Genomic DNA, 20,175 nt, shown 5'->3' with positions numbered 1-20,175 from the left:
CGGGGCACGCGCACCTCCGACCATTGGTTCAACTGCAGGCGGAGCTAGCCTCAGTTTGGACCAGGGACAGGCGCGGGCGTGTAGGAACCCGATTTGACCTTGGGTCCGACTACGGCCTTTTGCGGCATCGTCTTCGTCAGCTTGTCCCTCCGCGCCTGGAACTTGGCGGGCGGATCGCCCTCGATATCGACGTCGAACTGCCTGCCATGGTCGTAGCCATTTACGCCCCCTGGATTTGACGGGCTGGCCGGGAGATAGAGTATGGGCCCGGACATTACCGCTGCCGCTTCTGCCGACAGCGTGTCGGCACACGCTGGCCCTTCGGCCCATGTGCTGGCAAGCAGCATCGCTGCCGCTAAGGTTGCAAGCTTCATGATTCACTCCTCCAGATTCCGGCGTTACTGGGTACGTGGATAGCGCGCGCGTCAGTGTGCATTGGTGCCTGCGGCGCGCAAGCGAAGGCGGCGGTACACATCGTTGTCACGGGTGCCTGCAAGGCGTTGACAATGCGCTCACTCGCATGCCCATCCCCAAAGGGATTGTGGGCACGCGACATACAGGCATACTCGTCGGGATCGCGAAGTAACAGCTCGACACCCGCAACGATCCGGTCCATGTCAGTCCCCACCAGCCGCGCAGTGCCGGCGGCCACGGCTTCAGGACGCTCCGTCGTTTCGCGCGTGACTAGCACCGGCTTGCCAAGCGCCGGTGCCTCTTCCTGAATCCCGCCCGAGTCCGTGACGATCAGGTAAGCGGCCGACATCAGAAACACGAACGGCAGGTATTCCTGCGGCTCAATTAGGTGGATGCTGGGGTGATCGTTCAAGATGGCGTTCACCGGCTCTCGCACCCTTGGATTCAGGTGGACCGGGTAGACGATCTGGATGTCTTCATTACGGTCGGCAAGCCTGCGCAATGCTTTACAGAATCGCTCGAATGGCTCACCCAAGTTCTCGCGGCGGTGCCCTGTCACCAATACCATCCGTCGAGCCTCGTCCAGGAACGCATAATTGCCTGACAACCTAACGCGCATTTTGGCATCCGCGTCGATCCGCTGCTTGACCTGAAGCAAGGCGTCAATGCCCGTATTGCCAGTCAGCCTGACCCGAATCGGGTTGACGCCTTCGCGCAGCAACGAGTCCCGCGCCTGCTGCGTAGGCGCAAAATGCCACGACGCAATGATGTCCGTCACGCGCCGATTCATCTCTTCAGGCCAGGGTGCGCTCATATCGCCGGTACGCAATCCCGCCTCGACATGACCTACGGCCACGTTCCGGTAGAACGCGGCAAGCGTAGCTGCCAATGTGGTCGTAGTATCGCCGTGAACGAGCATCGTATCGGGCAAGAACTCGTCAAGTACCGCGTGCACGCCGGTCAGCACCCTGGTCGTGATATCCGAAAGGCTCTGCCCCTTACTGATAACGTTGAGGTCAAAATCCGGGACGATTTTGAAGAGGTGAAGCACTTGGTCCAGCATTTGCCGGTGCTGGCCGGTAACACACACCCGCACATCGAAGGCCGGCGAACCGCGCAACCGGTGAATCAGCGGCGCCATTTTGATTGCTTCAGGACGGGTCCCGAATACCGCGAGAACTTTCTGCATACTGACGCCTTTCTTGGTGTTGGTAGGCCCGTACTCGTGGGCTGATCACAGGTCTTCCCTGCATGCCAAGAACTTTCCGCTTTCACTGCGCAACGGCGGCGGAAGCTACCTTATAGCGACGGTTGTGCCACGCGTTCCTAAGTCCTTGATTCGAAGGGAATCACGGCGCCTTTGCCGGGCGACAGGTGTATTCGCCGTCCAATGGGTTGCAATGGTGTTACAAGTGACTAAATTGCTGCGGCGCATCCTTTCCGAGGCCAAATCGGCGAGGCGGCGGATAAATCTGCACTCCAGTAATGGGATTTGACGGGCGTTGGTCATATTCGCCCGCCCTTGGAGTAGCACGTCAACTCGATTCGTCGTCACCATCTGTAAATGTTCGATATAGCCAAGGTAAGGGCGCGCACCCATCCGTTTAACCGAGTTGCGCTGAACTGGGCGGATCCTAAATGGGTGAAGAATGGGACCTTCGAGATAAGCCGAGTGGATAGGTGTCCTCTTAGGACCGTGGAAGTGAAGAGAGGGTCAACCGTTTGGCGGGTCCCCATGCGCCCGCCCGAAAAGTTCCCCAACCAGCTGAGATCTGTTACAACGATGAAAATCAGTACATTCTCACGTAGACAATCTTCAATTCACTCGCATATGGACATCGGGCCGGACCGGTCACCTGCGGTGAATTTGAGTACTAAATGCATCACAACGCCCTCGCGCAATCAATTTGAAAAATTAAACAGTATTGGGCAGGCCAGATAGTTTGGCGCAGGATCTCCCGGTGTTAACCGTCAGCGGAAACTGACTGGCGAGGCGAGAGCGCCGGATGGCGGCTTCACGGTATACGGGCAGCGTTCAACGTAAGACCGGAGCTGGTTATTGAGCACGGCCGTCCGGATTTGCAGCAGGTTGTGCGCGTGCCGTGGACGCCAAGCCATCTGCTGCCGTTTGACGAACCGCTTGCTGACCACCTGGTTGACGGCTGACTCGACAAAACCTGAGGCAATGGGCTCGCCATGCCGATAGCGGTCACCGTAGTTCACGATGAAGTGCCGGTTGTTGTCCAGGTAGACAATGAACTCCTCGAGCTTGCCAAGGAGTTTGGCCTCCTCGGGGCTGGCCTCAGCGTCCTGATCCCAGCCCAGGCTTTCCGTCAGCCCCCGCTTTGCGCGGCCTCCCGGGTAGCGAATCAGGCACATTCGCTGCGTGAAATTTGCCAGATTTTGTAACGGACGTTCTCCCGGCCGTTCCAGGCAGCCTGGTCTTTTTTTTTCGAATCGCTGCCTGATCCCATTTCCATAGGAGGACTGGCGTACTCGCCCCATACCAGTGCGTTACACCCCTTTACACAGTGATGCGTACGCACTGTAGCCATGCTCCGCCGGCGGCTATCATCGCCCCTCGCGAATGAAAGGTGCGGTATGCGCTTGCCTGAGTTACCACGGCCCGTTCGTTGCGTCGCCGGACGGTGCCTGGTTTTATCTGGCAGCGACCACGCCACCAACGGGCTGAACAGCCCTCATAAGTTCAAACAGCCTGCCTACACACGCGCGCGCGTTACCAGCATCCACTAGATCTCCGTGACGTCTCCTCTTCGTCGTGCCATGCGCGGGCGACGAACGCCTTGGCTCGTCCATGCCAGTGCGAAACCGGCGCAGCGGCCACGTGAGCGACGGCACGGACGTCCGTTCCCTTCGTCATCAACCAAACACTTACCAACAATGTCATTGCTGAGAAGAAATCGAGCTATAGCCTGTTCCCTTCTTGCCGGCATCACCGTCATCACCTCGGGTTGTGGCGGGTCGGGCGACGATGCTGCCCCAAATACCATGCTGCAGACGCAGGCCCGCCCGAGCAAGGGAGCATCGACGCCGGCGCCCACTCCCCCCACAGCGACCACACCGGAACAGCAGCGGGCGGTCGCATTGCAGATTGCTGGCTTCATCCTGGCCCAACAGGACGTCAACGGTGCGATTCCGGATGAAGCCGGCGCTGACACGGTCAACACCGACTCCAACATGGAATACGCGTTGATTGGCCTCGCAGCCGCCTACGGCAATACCCGCGACCCCAAATACCTGACGGGCCTGGAGAAAGGCATCGCCTGGCTTGCTGCCCGTGAAGAGATGACGGACCCGGGCTGGAAGGGAAGCTGGCGCTATGTGTACTCGATCAAATCGCCGTATAACCCTGTGCCGACGTCGCCGGGTGCAGGTATCGCCGATGTGCGCGGCGTGGATGCCACCTCTGCCCTGTTCGTATATCTGCTGTATCAACACCAGCAGCTCACTGGCAGTAGCGCGCTGGTTTCCAGGTACAGCGCTAACGCGCGCGCTGCCCTGGACTTCATCCTCGCAAAGAACATCAACCCCAGTGGCTTTTCCGGCAGTTCGTGGCAATTGCCCGATGGAAGCTCGACCTGGGAATTCTGGCCGTATGAATACGCCGCCGACCAGGGCGACGTGTACCTTGGCATGAACGCCGGGGCGCTGCTATTCCCAGATAACCAGCAGTATGCAAGCAAGGCTGCCTTCCTCAAGGCGAACGTGCCGACCCAGTTCTACCTGAACAACCAGCAACGGTATGCCATTGGCCGTGACCCGGGCAGTCCGCTCGACACGGATATGGAGATCGATGCCATCTTCCCGCAAGGCTACCTGCCCTGGGTCTTTGGTGCGAATGCGCAGAGCACGGGTTCGGTCCAGTGGCTGATCAACCAGACCCAGGCAGACGGCAGCATCCGTGCGCCTGCAACTGACCCGGCCTACGCACTGAGCAACGTGGTTCTGATGCTTGGCGCAGGGGCGCTTGGAATACAGCCGCCGAGCACGACCCTGCCATGGATCCTCAACAACGTCCTTGATCCGCAGACGTACGGCATCCACGACTTCCCCGGCTCGCCGGACCAGGAGACCAACGTTTCGGGCTTTGCGGTCGCGGCCCTGCTAGGCATGAAGCCGTTCCCCTGAGCTTAGGCGCTTCTTCCGAGTGGTAGCCCGTGCCTTGCAACCCGGCCCGTCCAATCAGTCCTTTCCGCGCTGCGGTAGCAGACCACTGGCGCGGGCGGTGGGGGCGTCCATCCCATTGGTTACGGATCGCCTCCGCCCGCTCATTTTTGACTGTCATCGTTAGCGTCGCTGCCGTCATCCGGGTTCAGGGCGGCCTGGCCGCAGACGGAATGCTTCCCGGCTGGCGATGATCAGCGCCATAGGTGGCGCGCGAAGAACGTCAGCGTGCGGTCCCAGGCGACCTGCGCCCAAGCGGCGTCGTACTGGGTACCGGCGATGCGGCCGTCGCCGATGGCTTCCTCGTTGGCAAATGCATGGTGCGCGAGGTAACGGTGGAACGTCGCGTCGACGCCGCCGGCGCGCAGCTTCTCCTCGAGCTTGTCGAAGTCCTCGGCCGCAAAGAACGCGTCCTGCGTGGCCGAGTGGACGAGCACCGGCGCCTTGATATTGGCGGGATCGATGGCTTCCAGCGGCGGCATGCCGTAGAACGGCACACCTGCCTTCAGCTCGGGGATGGCGTTCAGCGACAGCAGCGTCAGCGCGCCACCCATGCAGAAGCCGGTGATACCGATGCGGTTGCTCAGGGTGCCGATGTACTGCACAGCGCCGCGGATGTCCTGCGCCACGGCGTCGCCGAAGTTCAGCTTGGACATCAGGTGGTGGGCCTCTTCCTGCTCGACTGTGCTGGCGCCGCGGTAGAGGTCAGGCACCAGCGCGTAATAGCCGGCACGCGCAAGGCGGTCGGCCACGCCGCGAATCTGGTTGTTCAGCCCCCACCACTCCTGGACAACGATGATGGCCGGGGCGCCCTCAGTGAGATCCGGCCTGGCAAGGTAGCCGTTGACCGACTGGCCGTCGGGACGGGTGAACGAGACGGTCTGACCGATGTGTCGCATCATGGGCTGCTCCTGTCGTTTGCTGTGGACCAGATTGGCCGGATGATAGCGCAAGCGAGGTGCTCCGGAATGCGCGGGCGGCGAATCTCATCGGGTACTGACCGACGCTGCGCTGCATACCGATTTGGCCGAACTGCGCGGGCGCTGCCCGGCACCCGTGCGCTGTTCCGCGAGGTCTCCGGCCTGCTGCCCTTCCGTTACGGCGTCACGCCTGCTTTTCCTTCAACGCGGCAGGTCCGGATGGCCTGGGCGGGCGTGCGCACCGGGCTATAGCTCTGCTGCAGCTGTTCTGCGAGGACCCAGCGCGGGCGTACACCGGTGACACCGGCGATCCAAGACCTTCAACGTAATACGTTAAATATTTAACTACCGCAGTCGATATTTAGACATAAATACGCTTATGTCTATAGATTCCAGCGGATCGAACCCGGTTGCGCGGGTGATCTTGTCGGACGGATTTGACTAAACTAGACTAAGTCTATCCGCAGGAGAGAAACATGCAGACGGTGAACATTCATGAGGCGAAAACGCATCTTTCACGGCTCATCGAAGAGGTAGCGGCAGGCGACGAGGTGGTGATCGCCAAGGCAGGCAAGCCCATGGCCCGGATCGTGCCATTCGACAAGCCAAAGGGCCCGCGGCGCCTCGGCGGGCTGAAGGGGAAGATCCGCATGGCGGACGACTTCGATGCCCCGCTCCCTGACGACTTGCTCGCAGCATTCGAAGGAAGGTAATGCGCATCCTTCTCGATACCCATGTTTTCCTCTGGGCGGTCACGAATGACCCCAAACTGAGCCAGGCCGCGGAGCGACTGATCCTGGATGCCGAGGAGGTTTTCATCAGTGCGGCCAGCATCTGGGAGATCTCCATCAAGGCAGGCCTCGAAAAGATCGACGTCAATGTCGACGAACTTATCGCTGAAATCACCGCCGCAGGCTTTCGTGAGCTTCCTGTGACGAACTCGCATGCAGCCGCAGTGCGTCATCTGCCAAACCACCATCGAGATCCGTTTGATCGGCTGTTAATCGCCCAGGCGATCATCGAGCCATTGCGACTGCTATCGGCAGACGAACACGTCTGGAAGTATTCCGACCTCGTCATTCGGGTTTAGCCACAGATACGATCGCGACCACGAGCGGCTACTTGCACAGCGAGGAGGATGCACGGCATGAGGCCACCCAAGAGCGGCACCGCATCAGTTGGACCAGCCGGACCCAGGATGAGCCGGCATCGCAAAATCGCACAGCGCGAAGCCATCGTCACGGCACCATCGTGGCAAGCTACCCGCATTGCCACTTCCCTCCAGCCCTAGCGCCACCGCCGCGTTATTCAAGCCATGAACCCATATCGCTACAGCGACAGTGAAATTGCCGCTGTCTATCGCGTCATCCGGGAGCGTCGCGACATGCGCCACTTTCGGAAGGACCCACTCGATCCTGCATTGCTGGAACGCTTGTTGCACGCTGCGCATCTCGCCCCCAGCGTCGGCTTCATGCAACCCTGGCGCTTCATCCGCATCACTGACAGGAGCCTGAGAACGCAGATCCACGCGCTGGTCGATTCCGAACGCCAGCGCACCGCGGTCGCCCTGGGCGAACGCCAGGACGAGTTCATGCGACTCAAGGTAGAGGGCATCCTGGGCTGCGCGGAAGTACTGGTGGCAGCGCTGATGGATGGACGTGAGCGGCATATCTTCGGCCGGCGCACCATGCCGGACATGGATCTCGCTTCGGTGGCCTGCGCCATCCAGAACCTCTGGCTTGCTGCGCGCGCGGAAGGAATCGGCGTGGGCTGGGTTTCCTTGTTTGAGCCTGAACAGCTTGGCCAGCTGCTGCGGCTGCCGCCCGGTGCTCGGCCAGTGGCTGTGCTGTGCCTTGGCCAGGTCGACACATTCTATGAGAAGCCGATGCTGGAACAGGAAGACTGGGCCAGGCGGCAATCCCTGGACGAGATGGTGTTCGAGAATGGCTGGACCAACCCCAGCCCCCCAATCGCCCCGGGCTGATTACTGAACCGGAAATTTGGGAGTGGAACGAAGTTGTGGGATACGCCTGTCAATATGCTCAGTAGCTCTGGCGATCGAAGGTGTGGGTGCTTGTCGATAAATCGCGCTCCCTTCAAGGGGATCGTACCTTTCGTGTGAAGTCTGGCGGTCTGGCCCCCGAAGTCATTATGAATCAAGGGGTTGCAATATCGCTCACGCCGCAGCAACCTCGGCGTGCTTGCGCCTGACCGCGGGATGCGCAGGGCGCGCGAGGCCGAGATGCTCGCGCAGCGTGGCCCCCGCATATTCGGTCCGGAACAGCCCACGCCGCCGCAACTCGGGCAACACCAGCGCGATGAAATCAGTCAGCCCTCCGGGCAGTACCGGCGACATGACGTTGAAGCCGTCGGCGCCGTAGTTGAGGAAACGTTCTTCGAGCTGATCCACGATCTGTGCCGGTGTACCAACGAGTTGCCAGTGACCGCGCGCGCCAGCCACGCGCTGGTAGAGCTGGCGGATGGTAAGGTTTTCGCGCCGCGCCAGGTCCAGCACCAGGCGCTGGCGGCTCTTGCTGGCATTGGTCGGCGCAAGCTCCGGAATCGGGCCGTCGGGCGGATAGCCGGACAGGTCGAAGCCGCCCGTCAGGCCGGCGACCAGCGCCAGGCCCACTACCGGGTCGATCAGCGATTGAAGTTGTTCGAACTTCTCCTTCGCCTCGCTCTCGCTATGGCCGACCACCGGAAACACGCCCGGCAGGATCCTGAGGTCATCCGGTGAACGGCCGTAGCGCGGCAGGCGGCCCTTCAGGTCGGCGTAGAAGGCGACGGCCTCCTCCAGCGTCTGCTGGGCCGTGAATACCGCCTCGCCGCTGCGTGCCGCCAGTTCCTTGCCAGCCTCCGAGGAACCGGCCTGCACCACCACCGGGTGTCCCTGGGGCGGGCGCGAGACGTTGAGCGGTCCCTGCACCGAGAAGTGCTCGCCCTTGTGTCGCAGCACATGGCGTTTGGCCGGGTCGAAGTAGCGCCCGCTCGCCTTGTCGCGCAGGAAGGCGTCATCCTCCCAGCTGTCCCACAACCCGGTCACCACATCGGCGAATTCCTCCGCGCGCCGGTAGCGATCGGCGTGCGCGAAGTGCTCGTCCCGGTTGAAATTGCGGGCCTCGTGCTCGTTCGACGAGGTGACCAGGTTCCAGCCGGCACGGCCACCCGAGATATGGTCGAGCGACGCGAACTTGCGCGCCACGTGGTACGGCTCGTTGAAACTGGTCGAAGCCGTGCCCACCAGCCCGATCCGCCCGGTGACGGCCGCCAACGCCGACAACAAGGTGATCGGCTCGAACTGAGCCTGGTAGCTGTGCGCGGTACGGCTGAGGAATTCGACATTGTCGCCGCGCGTGCCCACGCCGTCGGCCAGGAAGATCAGGTCGAACTTGGCAGCCTCGGCGGCCTGCGCCAGAGCCACGTAGTGCTGAAAGTCGATACCGGCGTCGGCCTTGGCTTCGGGATGCCGCCAGGCGGCGATGTGGTGCCCGCTCGGATAGAGAAATGCACCGAGGCTCATCAAGCCTTCGCGTCTCGCCATGTCTGTTTCTCCCGTCCTCAGTCTGTCAATGCAGGGGACATCGTAGGGATCACCACTGGTATTGCGAAGCTCGATGTTCTTCTATCCATAGGCAGGCCTCCCGCATATCGATGGATGGAAGCCGTCGAGCCGGAACATGCGAAATTTGCCTACGACTTCGCGGCATATCCATATCCGAAAGCCTTCTTTGTTCACTGCGGCGCCGGGCGATAGCATCGTCTCCTCTTTGTTCTTATGACCAGACATGCCCGCGCTCCCGCTCCTTCGCATCGCCGCTGCTGCGGCACTGTCCTGCCTGACCCTGAACGCCGCCTGGGCGGATGCCACGCTGGACCGCGTCAAGCAGCGCGGCAAGGTCTCCATCGGCGTCCTCGTCGGCGGCGGCCTGTTCGGCTCGATCGACCCAGTCACACAGCAGCCGGTTGGCTGGAATCCCGAGCTGGCGCGCGACCTGGCAAAGCGGCTGGGTGTGGACGCCGAACTGGTGCCCGTGCAGCCTTCCAATCGCGTGCAGTTCCTGCAACAAGGCAAGGTTGACCTGCTGATTGCGTCGATGGAATACAACCCCGAGCGCGGCGAGTTGCTCGGCCATGCGCCAACCCCGTTCTACCGCGTCGGCGGCACGGCGGCTGTGCTGAAGCGCAGCGGCATCGCCAAGTGGGAGGACCTGCGCGGCAAGACCGTCTGCGCTTCGCAGGGCAGCAGCTACGTCAAGCCTTTGCAGGAGCAGTACGGCGCCCAGGTGCGTGGCTTCAAGACCTCCGCGGAATCGTTGCTGGCATTGCGGGGCGGCCAGTGCGTCGCCGCGGTTCACGACGCCACCCTGATCCACCCGCTGGTTCGCAGCAACGCCGACTGGACCGACTACGCCGCGCCAATCCCCACCGAGATCCTGCCCGCGCCTTCCGTGGTCTGGACCCGCAAGGGCGAGACGGACACCATCGCCGCGGTGGACAAGATCGTCCAGGAATGGCATCGCTCGGGCTGGCTGATCGCCACGGAAAAGCGGCTCGGCATCACGCCGCCGCAGCCACTGCTGCCCGAACTGCAAGCACGCTTCAAGAACGCGTCCTGAGCCGAACGCTGCGCACCGGCGCGGCGCCAAGGCGCCCTCCTGATATGAAGAGAGTCTTCCTGCTATTCCCTTTTCTCTGCGCCGCGCTGACTGCTTCCGGCCATGCACCACGCCGACGCCACGTTCGACAAGATCAAGCAGCGCGGCAAACTCGCCGCGGGCATCGACGGCCCGAGCCCGCCGTTCGGCTTGCTGGATACCACGACCGGCAAGGCCGGTGGCTACCAGACCGAACTTGCGGCCGACCTGCCGAAGCGCCTTGGCGTCGAACTTGAAACCGTGCCGGTCACTGCTTCCACCCGCGTGCAGTTCCTGCAGGCGGGCAAGGTCGACCTGCTGGTCGCCAATATCCAGTGGACGCAGGAGCGCAGCGAGATCCTGAGCTTTGCGCCGACCCCTTATGACCTTGTCGGCGGCGCGGCCGTCGTGTCGAAGGCGAGCGGCATCAAGCGCTGGGAAGACCTGCGCGGCAAGGTGGCCTGCGTCTCGCAGGGCAGCAACTTTGCGCGTCCGCTGGCAGAGAACTACGGCGCGATCGTCAAGGGCCTGCGCGGCATCCCCGAGTCTTTGCTGGCGCTCAAGGGCGGCACCTGCGCGGCATCGGTACATATCCAGCCCGCGCTCTACCACACGCTGAACGGCCCAAGCGCCGGAGAATGGAAGGACTTCACGCTGGCAACGGAAGCGCAGCTGATTCCCTCGCCTACCGTGGTCTGGACCCGCCGCGGCGAGAAAGATACGGTCGCATTCGTGGACAAGGCAATCCGCGACTGGCACCGCTCCGGCCTGCTGCTCGCCACCGCACGCAAGTATGGCGTACCCGAAGGCGCCTACATCAAGCCTGCCAATGCGCGCGCGCAGCAGGGCAGGTTCGATGTCGCGCCGAGCGACTTCGCCGTCTTTGCCGAGAGCAAGAAGCCATGAGCGCGCGCCTTGTTCGTCAGCGAGGCCGCCATCAATTAACTGTTGCACGGCAGCCCCCATGCGCACGGCGGCTCGATCAGCGCACGGCACGGCATCTGCCTGCCCAGCGCGCAGCGCTGACGCGGCGCCAAAAAGCCGGTCTTCGATCGGCTCACCGGCTAAACCCCGGCAAGGCTCAGCCCGACACCACTATCGAAGTTTCTCCATGAGCATTCTCCTGTCCCAGCGCGCCCGCCGGGTGCGCCTCTCGCCGATCGCCGCTGCCGGCCAGCGCGCCACCGCGCTGGCCCGCCAGGGGCGCGACATCCTGGCTCTGACGGCCGGCGAGCCTGAGTTCGATACCCCCGAGGCCATCAAGCGGGCCGCCATAGCCGCGCTCGCGCGCGGCGAAACGAAGTACACGCCCACCGCGGGCTCGGTCGCGCTGCGCCAGGCAATTGCCGCCCGGTACCAACGCGACCACGGGTTCCCGGTCACCCCTGCCGACGTCTTTGTCGCCAATGGCGGCAAGCAGGTCATCTTCGAGGCATTCTCGGCCACGCTCGACAGCGGCGACGAGGTCCTGCTGCCGGCGCCATATTGGCCTTCCTTTCCGGACATCGTGCGCGTCAATGACGGCACCCCGGTGGTTCTGCCCTGCGATGAGCGCAGCGGCTTCAAGCTTGACGCCGCCCGGCTGGAAGCCGCAATGACACCGCGCTCGCGCTGGCTGGTGCTGAACACCCCGGCCAACCCGACCGGCGCGGTCTACAGTGCAGACGAACTCGCGGCCCTCGCCGAGGTTCTACGCCGCCACCCACACGTGCTCGTGTTGGTCGATGAAATCTACGAGCGGATCCGCTTTGGCGCTGCACCACCGCACTGGCTGAACGTGGCGCCGGACCTGCGCGCGCGCACACTGCTGGTCAATGGCGCATCGAAGACCTACGCTATGACCGGCTGGCGCATCGGCTGGGGCATCGCCCCTGTGGAACTGGTGCAGGCAATGACGGCAATCCAGTCGCAGGTATCTTCGGGCGCCAGCGCGATCGGCCAGGCCGCCGTGGCGGCGGCGCTCGATGCAGCCGACCAGACGTTCGTGCAGAACGCGCGGGAGGCCTACGCGCGCCGCGCCGAACTCGTGACCAGGACCATCCCGTCTATTCCGGGCCTGCAACTGCTGCCACCGCAGGGCGCATTCTTCGCCTACGTCAACTGCGGCGGCCTGATCGGACGCCTGCGGCCCGACGGCCGGCCGGTTGAAAGCGACGCCGACGTGGCCGACTGGCTGCTGGAGGCCGAAGGCGTGGCTGTCGTCGACGGTGCTGCCTATGGCCTGTCGCCCTACTTCAGGCTCTCCTTTGCTGTGGCCGACACGGTGCTGGAGGACGCGCTGCAACGCATCGCGCGTGCGGTTGCCGCGCTGAAACCGGCAAAGCTGGAGGTGGTGGCATGAGTGACCTCCTGGCCCCCGTTGTCGCGGCGCTCAAGCCGCTGGGGCTGAACTATGCCTTCGTACTTGACGCCGGCGAACGTGCGGCGTTCCTGAGTGGTCTGGTTGTGACGCTGAAGCTTTGCCTGCTGACCATCCCGTGCAGCCTCGCCGCCGGTATCGCGCTGGCGGCAATGCTCACCTCGGGCCGGCGCGCGCTCGCCGCACCGGCCCGCGCCTTCGTCGAGCTCACGCGCAATACCCCCACGCTCGTGCAGCTCTACTGCGCATTCCTGGTGCTGAACATGCTGATCACCCAGCAGCTCGCCAGCCGCGGCACCGGCAATCCGCTGACGCCTTTCGTCTGGGTCGTGATCGTGGTCTCGCTGCACAAGGCGGTGTTCCATGCCGAGGCGCTGCGCGCCGGTATCGAGGCGGTGGCCCGCATCACGCTGGAAGCCGCGCGCTCGCTGGCCTTCTCGCGGCGCCAGCTGCTGCTCCAGGTTGAACTGCCGCTCGCGGTGCGCTTCGCGTTGCCGGCACTGGTCAACAACGTGGTGGACCTCGTCAAGATGACTGCCGTGGCCTCGGCCATCGCGGTCGGCGACGTGACCTACGAATCCATCATGATCTGGACGCAGCGCGACAACGTGCTGGAACTGCTGTTGCTGATTCTGGCCTGGTTCGGCCTGCTGACCTGGCTGGTCAGCCGCGCCGGTCGCTGGTTGGAAAATCACCTGAGGATGCCCGGCTATGGCCAGTGATTCGATTCTCCCGGCCGCCATCGGCCGCCCCCCTTTGCCGGGCCGCGCGCTGCGCGATCCGTGGGTGCTGACGCTCGGCGCTCTGACGGCACTGCTGCTGTTCTGGAGCTTCACCGGCAGCACGCCGGCCGCAGTGCGCAGCCTCTGGACCTGGACCCCTGCGCTGCTGCGCGGGCTATGGGCCAACATCGAGATCAGCGTGCTGGCGATGGTGCTCGGCACCGTTGCCGGCCTGGTGATCGGGGCGCTGTCATTGTCATCGCATGCGGCGTTTCGCCTCTTTACACGTGCCTGGGTGCAGGCGTTCCGCAACGCGCCGGTGCTGGTGCTGGTCTATTTCACCACCTATGTGTTCCCGTTCGAACTGCACCTGGTCCACTGGACCTTTCCGTTCCCGGACTGGGTCAAGGTCGTGCTGGCCCTTGCGCTGCCGGCAAGCGCCAACGTCGCCGAGATCTTTCGCGGCGCGATCCAGTCGATTCCGAGCGCGCAGTGGGAGGCAGCGCAGTCGCTCGCCTTGCGCCGCCGCCAGATCTTCCGCCTGATCGTGCTGCCGCAGTGCCTGCGGCGCATGCTGCCGCCATGGATGAACCTGTACGCCGGCATCACGATGAGCACGTCGCTGGCGTCACTGGTCGGCGTCCATGACGTGGTCGATACCGCGCAGGTTGCCAGCAACACGGTCGCGCGCACCGACTTCACGATCCTCGTCTACTTCACGTTGCTCGCCCTGTTTTTTGCTTATTGCTACCCGATTGCGCGCGGTACCCGCGCGCTGGAACGCCGCCATGAACGCCACTGAGTCCTTTCTGCGCCGTGACACCGGCAGCCACTCCACATCGCCACTGGTGCAACTGCGCGACGTGCACCTGAGCTTCGGCGCCAACACGGTGCTCAACGGCATCGACGTCGACGTGCGCCGCGGCGAAGCCGTCACCATCATTGGCCCGTCCGGTTCGGGCAAAAGCACGATCCTCCGCTGCATCACCGGGCTGCTGCAACCACAACGCGGGCAGATTCGCGTGGGCGACACCGCCGTCGAGACATTGCGCGGCGAGGACGCGCTCATTGCATTGCGCAAGCGCGTCGGTTTCGTGTTCCAGCAGTACAACCTGTTCCCGCATCTGACGGTGCTGGAGAACCTGGTGCTCGCACCGACCCGTGTGATGGGGCGCCCGCGCGCCGAGGCGGAGCGCGAGGCCCATGCGCTGCTTGCCAGGGTGCGCCTGTCGGAAAAAGCCAATGCCTACCCGGGCGAGTTGTCCGGCGGCCAGCAACAGCGCGTTGCGATCGCGCGCGCGCTGGCAATGCAGCCCGAGCTGATCCTGTTTGACGAGGTGACCTCCGCGCTCGATCCGGAGACCGTCGGCGAGGTACTGACCGTGATCCGCGAACTGGTCGAGGACGGCATGACCTGCGTACTGGTGACACATGAAATGCGCTTCGCGGCCGAGATCAGCGACCAGATCTACTTTACCGAGGCCGGCCGGATCGTCGAACACGGCCCGCCGGCGCAGATATTCGGCAAGCCACGGCACGAACGCACACGCGCGTTCCTGCGCCGCGCGCTCGGTGCAATCCCGCGCCTGCCGCCCGATTTCGATGCCGCGTTCGCGCCGGCGCCTTCCCTCTTTCCCGCTGACGGAGTCTCCGCACCATGAGCCATTCTTCTCCCGCCGACCGCCAGGCGGCCCGCCGCAAGGCAGTGGCCGCCGCCCTGACCGACATCCGGCGCCTGGCCGCGGGCCAGCCTGACCGCGCCGCGCTCGATGCCATTGCCGCGCGCCTGCAGGCGCTGGCCGGGCAGCGCGAACTCTTCACCCGCGAGGACTTTCCGCCTCCGGTGGATACCGCCAGCGGCGCCTCGACGCGCTATCGCCTCAATCCCGATGATGGTGACGACGCGGCCGCGCTGTACCTGAACTCGATCAATCCGGGCAAGACCACCATCCCGCACAACCACGATACGTGGGCCGTGATCGTCGCCGTGGAAGGCCGCGAGTTCAACCGCGTCTACCGCCGCACCGACGACCGCAGCGATCCGACAGTCGCGCAACTCGAAATCGAGCGCGAACTGACGGTCGAGCCAGGCACCCCAATCGCTTTCCTGCCCGACGACATCCACAGCATCCACGTGATCGGCGACGCGCCGACGCTGCATTTCCACTGCTATGGCCGACCGCTCGAGACGCTGACGGGCCGCTACGGCGTGCGCCCTGAGACCGGCGAGATCGTCAACTACAACGCCACGCAGATGCAACCCAGCAAGGTGGCGGCATGAGCGCCGCGGGCAGACATACCCAATTGCTTCACGCGGGGGCGCCGACGCTGCGCGACGGTGCCGGGCCGGTCAATGTGCCGGTGGTGCGGACCAGCACGGTACGCTTCGCCAGCCAGCAGGCACTGGAATCGCGCCAGCACCGCCGCGCCGCCGGCGAGCGCGTCGTCTCCTACGGCCGCCACGGGCTTGACACGCACGAGGCGCTGGAAAACGCGCTGAGCACGCTCGAAGGCGGCCATCGCGCATTCCTGGCGCCATCGGGGCTGTCGGCGATCACGCTGGTGCTGCTGGCCCTGCTCGGCCCCGGCGACCATGCGCTGGTATCCGACAGCGTCTACGCGCCCGTGCGGCGCGTCGACAAGACGCTGCTGCAGCGGCTGGGCGTCACCATTGAGTACTTTTCGCCAGCGCATGACGACCTTGCCGCGCTGATCCGGCCCGAGACGAAGCTCGTCTACCTGGAATCGCCAGGTTCATTGCTGTTCGAGGTGCTGGACCTGCCGAAGCTGGCGGCAGTGGCGCGCGAGCGCGGCGTGCCGGTGGCCGTGGACAATACCTGGAGCGGCGGGTGGTTCCTGCAGCCACTGCGCCTGGGCGCCAATATCTCGATCCAGGCGGCGACCAAGTATATTGCCGGGCATTCCGACGTGATGCAGGGCGCAGTCGTCGTGGATAGCCCGGCGCTGGCCGAAAGCGTCGCCGCCACGCACGAGGCCCTGGGCCTCGCCATCGGCGCTGACGACGCCTACTTGTCGCTGCGCGGCCTGCGTACGCTGCCGTTGCGGCTCGCCCAGCACCAACGCAATGCCACCGAAATCGCGCAATGGCTGCAGCGCCATCCGCAGGTGGGGCGCGTGTTCTACCCGGCGCTGCCGGACGACCCTGGCCACGCGCTGTGGCAGCGTGACTTCAGCGGTGCCAGCGGCCTGGTGTCGTTTGCATTCCGCGATGCCGGGCCCAGCGCAGCCGGCTCGTTCGTCGACGCACTGAAGTGGTTCTCGATCGGCGCCTCCTGGGGAGGATATGAAAGCCTCGCGCTGGTCGCCCCGCCGGAACGGCTGCGCGAACACCGGGTCTGGCAAGGCAATGCACCGGTGGTGCGGCTGCACGTCGGACTGGAAGACACACAAGACCTGCTGGCCGATCTCGACCAGGCCTTTCACCGTACCCTGACCTGACATGAGCGATCCGGATCAACTCGCCCGCGAAGTTGCGTCAACAGCCGGATGCCGATGTCCCCTTCGCGCTCGAGTTGCGCGACCAGACCGATCTCCCAGTCCAGATAGGCCCGGAATGCTGCATCGCGCCGCGCCACATCAGCGTGGTGGTACGGGCTGTACCAGTAATCGTCCTCGCCGGTCAGCACGCCCTGCTCGCCGCTGCCGGTGGGCAGCGCCGCCGCCGTCCATGCTTGCGTGCCACCGGCCAGGTAGCGCACGTCGCGGCCGCTGCGCGCCGCCAGTTCCGCTGCCACAATGCGTGCCAGCACACCGTCCGATGACGTGACGAGCAACGTTTCGTAGGCGGGCACTTCTGCAATCAGGGCCTCGAGCCGGTCAGGCACCGCAAACTGCGCCCCGGCAACATGGCGCTTTTCATAGGCAGCGCGGCGCTCGACATCGAAGACGCGTGCTCGCCCGGACTGCAACAGCGCATCGGCCTGCTGCGCCGACACCGGCTGCGCTGCGGGCCGCGAAGACAGCACACGCAGCGGCTCCGGGCCGGTGTCGACCGCGGCGTCGGGCGATGGGGCATATACGAACACCTCGTGCGCGCCCAGTTGCGCCAGCCACGCGCCGGTGGTCAGCGCGCGCACGCCGTCCCAGTCGGCGAGCACGATCCGCGCATGGCGCGTTGCCGCGTATTCGTCCGTGGCTTGCACCAGTTGCCCGCCCGGCGCCCAGCGCCAGCCCGGCAGGTGGCCGGCCTCATATTCGGCGCGCGTGCGCACGTCGAAGCGATACAAGGTGTGCCGCCCGGCTTCGCGCTCGAGCCGCGCCAGACCGGCATCGTCCAGACGGCGCACACCGGCACGGGCAGCGACAGCCTCGGCACGTGCACGGCCAGCTTCACGTGTCGCGCCGGCCGGCTCGGGCAGCGACGTATGGCGCCCGTTGGCCAGCGTGCGGCCATCCAGCAGCCAGGCCATGGTGCCATCCTTGAGCGAGACCACGGGATTCGGCACCCCGGCATCGATCAGCGTCTGTGCGCCCACGATGCTGCGGGTGCGGCCCGCGCAGTTGACCACGACCAGCGTCTCCGGCCGCGGCGCCAGCTCGCTGATACGGTAGACCAGCTCCGCGCCGGGCAGGCTGTGCGCGAACGGCAGGCTGAAGTCGGCAAACTCCTCGGGGGTGCGGCTGTCGACCACCACGAGGTCGTCGCCGCGCTCGATACGCTGCTGCAGTTCGCCGGCACTGATCCATGGCGTGTGCTTCTGGTGCTCGATGACTTCGCCGAAGGCCTTGCTGGGCACGTTGCTGCCGCTGAAAATCTCGAACCCCGCCGTCGCCCATGCCCGCGTGCCGCCGGTCAGCACCGACACGTTGCGCCAGCCCAGGCGCAGCAGCTTGGCGGCCGCCTGGTGCGCCAGGCGATCGCCGTCATCACCACCATCGGTCAGGACGATGCGCGTATCGCGGCGCGGCACCAGCCTGTCGGCCAGCAACTCCAGCCGCCACAGCGGGGCGGAGGCCGCAAGCAACAGATGCCCGCGCACAAAGACGCCGGTCTCGCGCACATCCAGCAGCGCGATCTCGTCGCCGTCCGCCAGCGCAGCTTTCAACGCGAGCGCGTCGATGGCGGCATGGGCGATGTGCCTGGGTGGCCCAAAATGCCGATAGCTGCCGCCGGCGGCGCTTTCAAACACCACGCGCCCGCTCAGGCGGTCCAGTGCCAGGCCGTAGAAATGCAGGTGCAGGCCGGGCTCATTGCCGATCAACTCGATGGTATGGACGTCGTCGGGCAACAGCGTGACGGAGCTGCCGGTCACGACATCGCTGCGACCGGTCTCGGTCAGGCGGTCGCGTGCCGGGTCGTCGGTGGCTTCGCGGCGATAGAAGACGTTGCGCTCATTGCCGGTGATGCCGGCAATGATGGCCCATGTGGTGTGGTCGTGCGGCGGCTGTGCCTTGCCGGGCAGCCCGGCGGACACGTAGAGCGCGTAGCGACCATCGAGATCTTCGGACAGGCGATAGACCTGCGCGGGATTGTCAGCCGAAACAGGAAAGTGTGCCGACGGGAACAGGTCGCGTTGTGCGCCGAGCCACTCCAGCGCCCGCGCCACGGTATGCAGCGTCTTGCGGTTGGCATGCGGGGTGCGCTCCAGCAACTGTCTTGCCTCGGCGATGAAGGCGGCCACGGCCGCGTGGCGCCGGCTGGCAACGTCGCTGCCCGGCACCGCTGATGGGGAAAGGTTCTGTTGGGTCATGCGCCGACTGTAACGCCGACACGAAGCTGCGCAAAAGAAGGCTTTCGAGTATCAACATGCCGCCGGCTTCCATCGCGACTTGTCTCGACCAAGCCGCAAGGCGCATATCGATAGGCTCAAACATTCGTTGGTGCGCGCCAGCCGACTTCGTAAGCTTGACGGTCCCATCAGGCCTTCGCACTTTCGTGCCGGCGACGGCCTGCCAGCTCGCTTCCGGGTCGATACCATGTTCCGTCGCAACTTTCTCCGCGCCGTCCTCGTTCTTTCACCAGCGATGCTGGCCGCTTCGCCGCTTCCCGCCGGCGCCGCCGAAGCGGCATTTCCCACGCGCCCTGTGCGCATCGTGGTGCCAGTCGCGCCCGGCGGCAGCGCCGACAAGCTGGCCCGCACGCTTGCCACGCGGCTCAGCGAGGTGTGGCAGCAACCGGTGGTGGTGGACAACGTGGTCGGCGCCAGCGGCACCATCGGCGCGGCACAGGTCGCCAGGGCCAGGCCAGACGGCCACGTGCTGCTGCTTGGCGGCGAAGGCGTGACGCTCAACGCATCGCTGTTCAAGAACCTGCCGTATGACACCAGCCATGCCTTCCGCGGCGTCACCAAGGCCGTGGTGAACCCGCAGGTGCTGGTGGTCAGGCCGGACCTGGGGGTACGAAGCTTCCAGGATTACGTGGCCCTGGCACGCCGCAAGCCGGGAGAACTGGCACTCGGGCTGCCCGGCAATGGCGGCATCGCGCATGTCGCACATGAAATGCTGTCGCGCCAGCTTGGCTTCAGGGTCAACTACATTCCCTATGCCGGTGGCGCGCCGGCCACGGTGGACCTGCTCGGCGGTCATATTGACGCCACACTCATCACCCTGGCCGCCGTGACTGACTACGTGCGGGCAGGCAGGCTTACAGCGCTCGCGGTCACGACCCCTTATCGCTCCAAGGCCCTCCCGCAGGTACCCACGCTGGCCGAAGCCGGCGCCGCGGGCTTTGCCGTGGAGAGCTGGCAAGGACTTCTCGCCCCTGCGGCGACCCCGACCGCCGTGGTCGACCGTATCAGCCGGGACGTGGCGACAGTGCTGCACGTGCCCGCCACGCGCAGCCAACTGGAAGACGCAGGCTATGTCGTGGTCGCCTCATCGGCGCAGGAACTCGATGCAAGCCTGTCGCGCGACCTGCCCCGGTACGCCTCGGTGATCACCGCGTCGGGCATCGCCCTGCGCTGACAACTTCCCCAACC

The 20,175-nt window shown here is 64.8% G+C and carries 18 protein-coding genes and 2 pseudogenes; 14 read left to right on the top strand and 6 right to left on the bottom strand.

Going from position 1 to position 20,175, the window contains the following annotated elements; genetic code table 11:
• Positions 1-50: 50 nt before the first annotated feature.
• From CupriaWKF_RS26640 to CupriaWKF_RS26630, 3 genes and pseudogenes are all read right to left on the bottom strand, one after another.
• Positions 51-374, bottom strand: coding sequence for a hypothetical protein (locus CupriaWKF_RS26640; RefSeq protein ID WP_276101429.1), 324 nt, complete (start codon positions 372-374; stop codon positions 51-53).
• Positions 371-1,603, bottom strand: a complete 1,233-nt coding sequence (gene wecB, locus CupriaWKF_RS26635) for a UDP-N-acetylglucosamine 2-epimerase (non-hydrolyzing) (protein WP_276101428.1) — start codon at positions 1,601-1,603, stop codon at positions 371-373. Before wecB ends, CupriaWKF_RS26640 begins: the two co-directional genes overlap by 4 nt.
• Before the next feature lie 782 nt (positions 1,604-2,385).
• Positions 2,386-2,745: pseudogene (locus CupriaWKF_RS26630) on the bottom strand (hypothetical protein); the annotation flags it as partial.
• Positions 2,746-3,315: 570 nt separating this feature from the next.
• On the opposite strand from CupriaWKF_RS26630, the gene CupriaWKF_RS26625 reads away from it, so the two are divergent.
• Positions 3,316-4,563 (top strand): hypothetical protein, encoded by a 1,248-nt coding sequence (locus CupriaWKF_RS26625; protein ID WP_276101427.1) that lies wholly within the window; start codon positions 3,316-3,318, stop codon positions 4,561-4,563.
• Positions 4,564-4,793: 230 nt separating this feature from the next.
• Here the strand turns inward: CupriaWKF_RS26625 and CupriaWKF_RS26620 are convergent, their stop codons facing one another.
• Positions 4,794-5,498 carry a dienelactone hydrolase family protein gene (locus CupriaWKF_RS26620; protein ID WP_276103218.1) on the bottom strand — a complete coding sequence of 235 codons (705 nt, stop codon included), beginning with the start codon at positions 5,496-5,498 and terminating at the stop codon, positions 4,794-4,796.
• Between the two features lie 497 nt (positions 5,499-5,995).
• Between CupriaWKF_RS26620 and CupriaWKF_RS26615 the strand changes: the two genes are divergently transcribed.
• The 4 genes and pseudogenes from CupriaWKF_RS26615 to bluB all read left to right on the top strand — a co-directional run bounded on the left by CupriaWKF_RS26615 (position 5,996) and on the right by bluB (position 7,503).
• Entirely contained in the window at positions 5,996-6,232 is a 237-nt protein-coding gene (locus CupriaWKF_RS26615) for a type II toxin-antitoxin system Phd/YefM family antitoxin (protein WP_276101426.1), read from the top strand.
• On the top strand, positions 6,232-6,609 hold the full coding sequence (locus CupriaWKF_RS26610) for a type II toxin-antitoxin system VapC family toxin (protein WP_276101425.1): 378 nt from the start codon (positions 6,232-6,234) through the stop codon (positions 6,607-6,609). Before CupriaWKF_RS26615 ends, CupriaWKF_RS26610 begins: the two co-directional genes overlap by 1 nt.
• An 8-nt stretch (positions 6,610-6,617) precedes the next feature.
• Positions 6,618-6,713 (top strand): annotated as a pseudogene (locus tag CupriaWKF_RS26605) (recombinase XerD); the annotation flags it as partial.
• Between the two features lie 121 nt (positions 6,714-6,834).
• The gene (bluB, locus tag CupriaWKF_RS26600; protein WP_276101424.1) at positions 6,835-7,503 is read left to right on the top strand and encodes a 5,6-dimethylbenzimidazole synthase; all 669 of its coding nucleotides are present in this window, start codon (positions 6,835-6,837) and stop codon (positions 7,501-7,503) included.
• A gap of 192 nt (positions 7,504-7,695) precedes the next feature.
• Here the strand turns inward: bluB and CupriaWKF_RS26595 are convergent, their stop codons facing one another.
• Positions 7,696-9,063: an LLM class flavin-dependent oxidoreductase gene (locus CupriaWKF_RS26595; RefSeq protein ID WP_276101423.1), complete on the bottom strand. Its 1,368-nt coding sequence runs from the start codon at positions 9,061-9,063 to the stop codon at positions 7,696-7,698.
• Positions 9,064-9,307: 244 nt separating this feature from the next.
• Between CupriaWKF_RS26595 and CupriaWKF_RS26590 the strand changes: the two genes are divergently transcribed.
• The 8 genes from CupriaWKF_RS26590 (at position 9,308) to metC (ending at position 16,696) form a co-directional block, all read left to right on the top strand.
• Positions 9,308-10,138, top strand: a complete 831-nt coding sequence (locus CupriaWKF_RS26590; protein ID WP_276101422.1) for a transporter substrate-binding domain-containing protein — start codon at positions 9,308-9,310, stop codon at positions 10,136-10,138.
• 102 nt (positions 10,139-10,240) lie between these two features.
• Positions 10,241-11,062, top strand: coding sequence for a transporter substrate-binding domain-containing protein (locus tag CupriaWKF_RS26585; protein ID WP_276101421.1), 822 nt, complete (start codon positions 10,241-10,243; stop codon positions 11,060-11,062).
• Between the two features lie 205 nt (positions 11,063-11,267).
• The gene (locus CupriaWKF_RS26580; RefSeq protein WP_276101420.1) at positions 11,268-12,497 is read left to right on the top strand and encodes an aminotransferase class I/II-fold pyridoxal phosphate-dependent enzyme; all 1,230 of its coding nucleotides are present in this window, start codon (positions 11,268-11,270) and stop codon (positions 12,495-12,497) included.
• Positions 12,494-13,237, top strand: coding sequence for an amino acid ABC transporter permease (locus CupriaWKF_RS26575; protein WP_276101419.1), 744 nt, complete (start codon positions 12,494-12,496; stop codon positions 13,235-13,237). Before CupriaWKF_RS26580 ends, CupriaWKF_RS26575 begins: the two co-directional genes overlap by 4 nt.
• Positions 13,227-14,039: an amino acid ABC transporter permease gene (locus CupriaWKF_RS26570; RefSeq protein WP_276101418.1), complete on the top strand. Its 813-nt coding sequence runs from the start codon at positions 13,227-13,229 to the stop codon at positions 14,037-14,039. The genes CupriaWKF_RS26575 and CupriaWKF_RS26570 overlap by 11 nt, the downstream gene beginning before the upstream one ends.
• The gene (locus CupriaWKF_RS26565) at positions 14,026-14,898 is read left to right on the top strand and encodes an amino acid ABC transporter ATP-binding protein (protein ID WP_276101417.1); all 873 of its coding nucleotides are present in this window, start codon (positions 14,026-14,028) and stop codon (positions 14,896-14,898) included. Before CupriaWKF_RS26570 ends, CupriaWKF_RS26565 begins: the two co-directional genes overlap by 14 nt.
• On the top strand, positions 14,895-15,518 hold the full coding sequence (locus CupriaWKF_RS26560; RefSeq protein ID WP_276101416.1) for a cysteine dioxygenase family protein: 624 nt from the start codon (positions 14,895-14,897) through the stop codon (positions 15,516-15,518). The genes CupriaWKF_RS26565 and CupriaWKF_RS26560 overlap by 4 nt, the downstream gene beginning before the upstream one ends.
• Positions 15,515-16,696: a cystathionine beta-lyase gene (gene metC, locus CupriaWKF_RS26555; protein ID WP_276101415.1), complete on the top strand. Its 1,182-nt coding sequence runs from the start codon at positions 15,515-15,517 to the stop codon at positions 16,694-16,696. The genes CupriaWKF_RS26560 and metC overlap by 4 nt, the downstream gene beginning before the upstream one ends.
• Here the strand turns inward: metC and CupriaWKF_RS26550 are convergent.
• Positions 16,678-18,948, bottom strand: a complete 2,271-nt coding sequence (locus CupriaWKF_RS26550) for a rhodanese-like domain-containing protein (protein WP_276101414.1) — start codon at positions 18,946-18,948, stop codon at positions 16,678-16,680. The genes metC and CupriaWKF_RS26550 overlap by 19 nt on opposite strands.
• A 226-nt stretch (positions 18,949-19,174) precedes the next feature.
• Between CupriaWKF_RS26550 and CupriaWKF_RS26545 the strand changes: the two genes are divergently transcribed.
• Positions 19,175-20,161 (top strand): tripartite tricarboxylate transporter substrate binding protein, encoded by a 987-nt coding sequence (locus tag CupriaWKF_RS26545; RefSeq protein WP_276101413.1) that lies wholly within the window; start codon positions 19,175-19,177, stop codon positions 20,159-20,161.
• The last annotated feature ends 14 nt before the right edge of the window (positions 20,162-20,175 follow it).

The sequence above is a fragment of the Cupriavidus sp. WKF15 genome, assembly GCF_029278605.1.
Classification (GTDB): Bacteria; Pseudomonadota; Gammaproteobacteria; order Burkholderiales; family Burkholderiaceae; genus Cupriavidus.
This window is presented reverse-complemented; position numbering and strand designations above follow the sequence as displayed.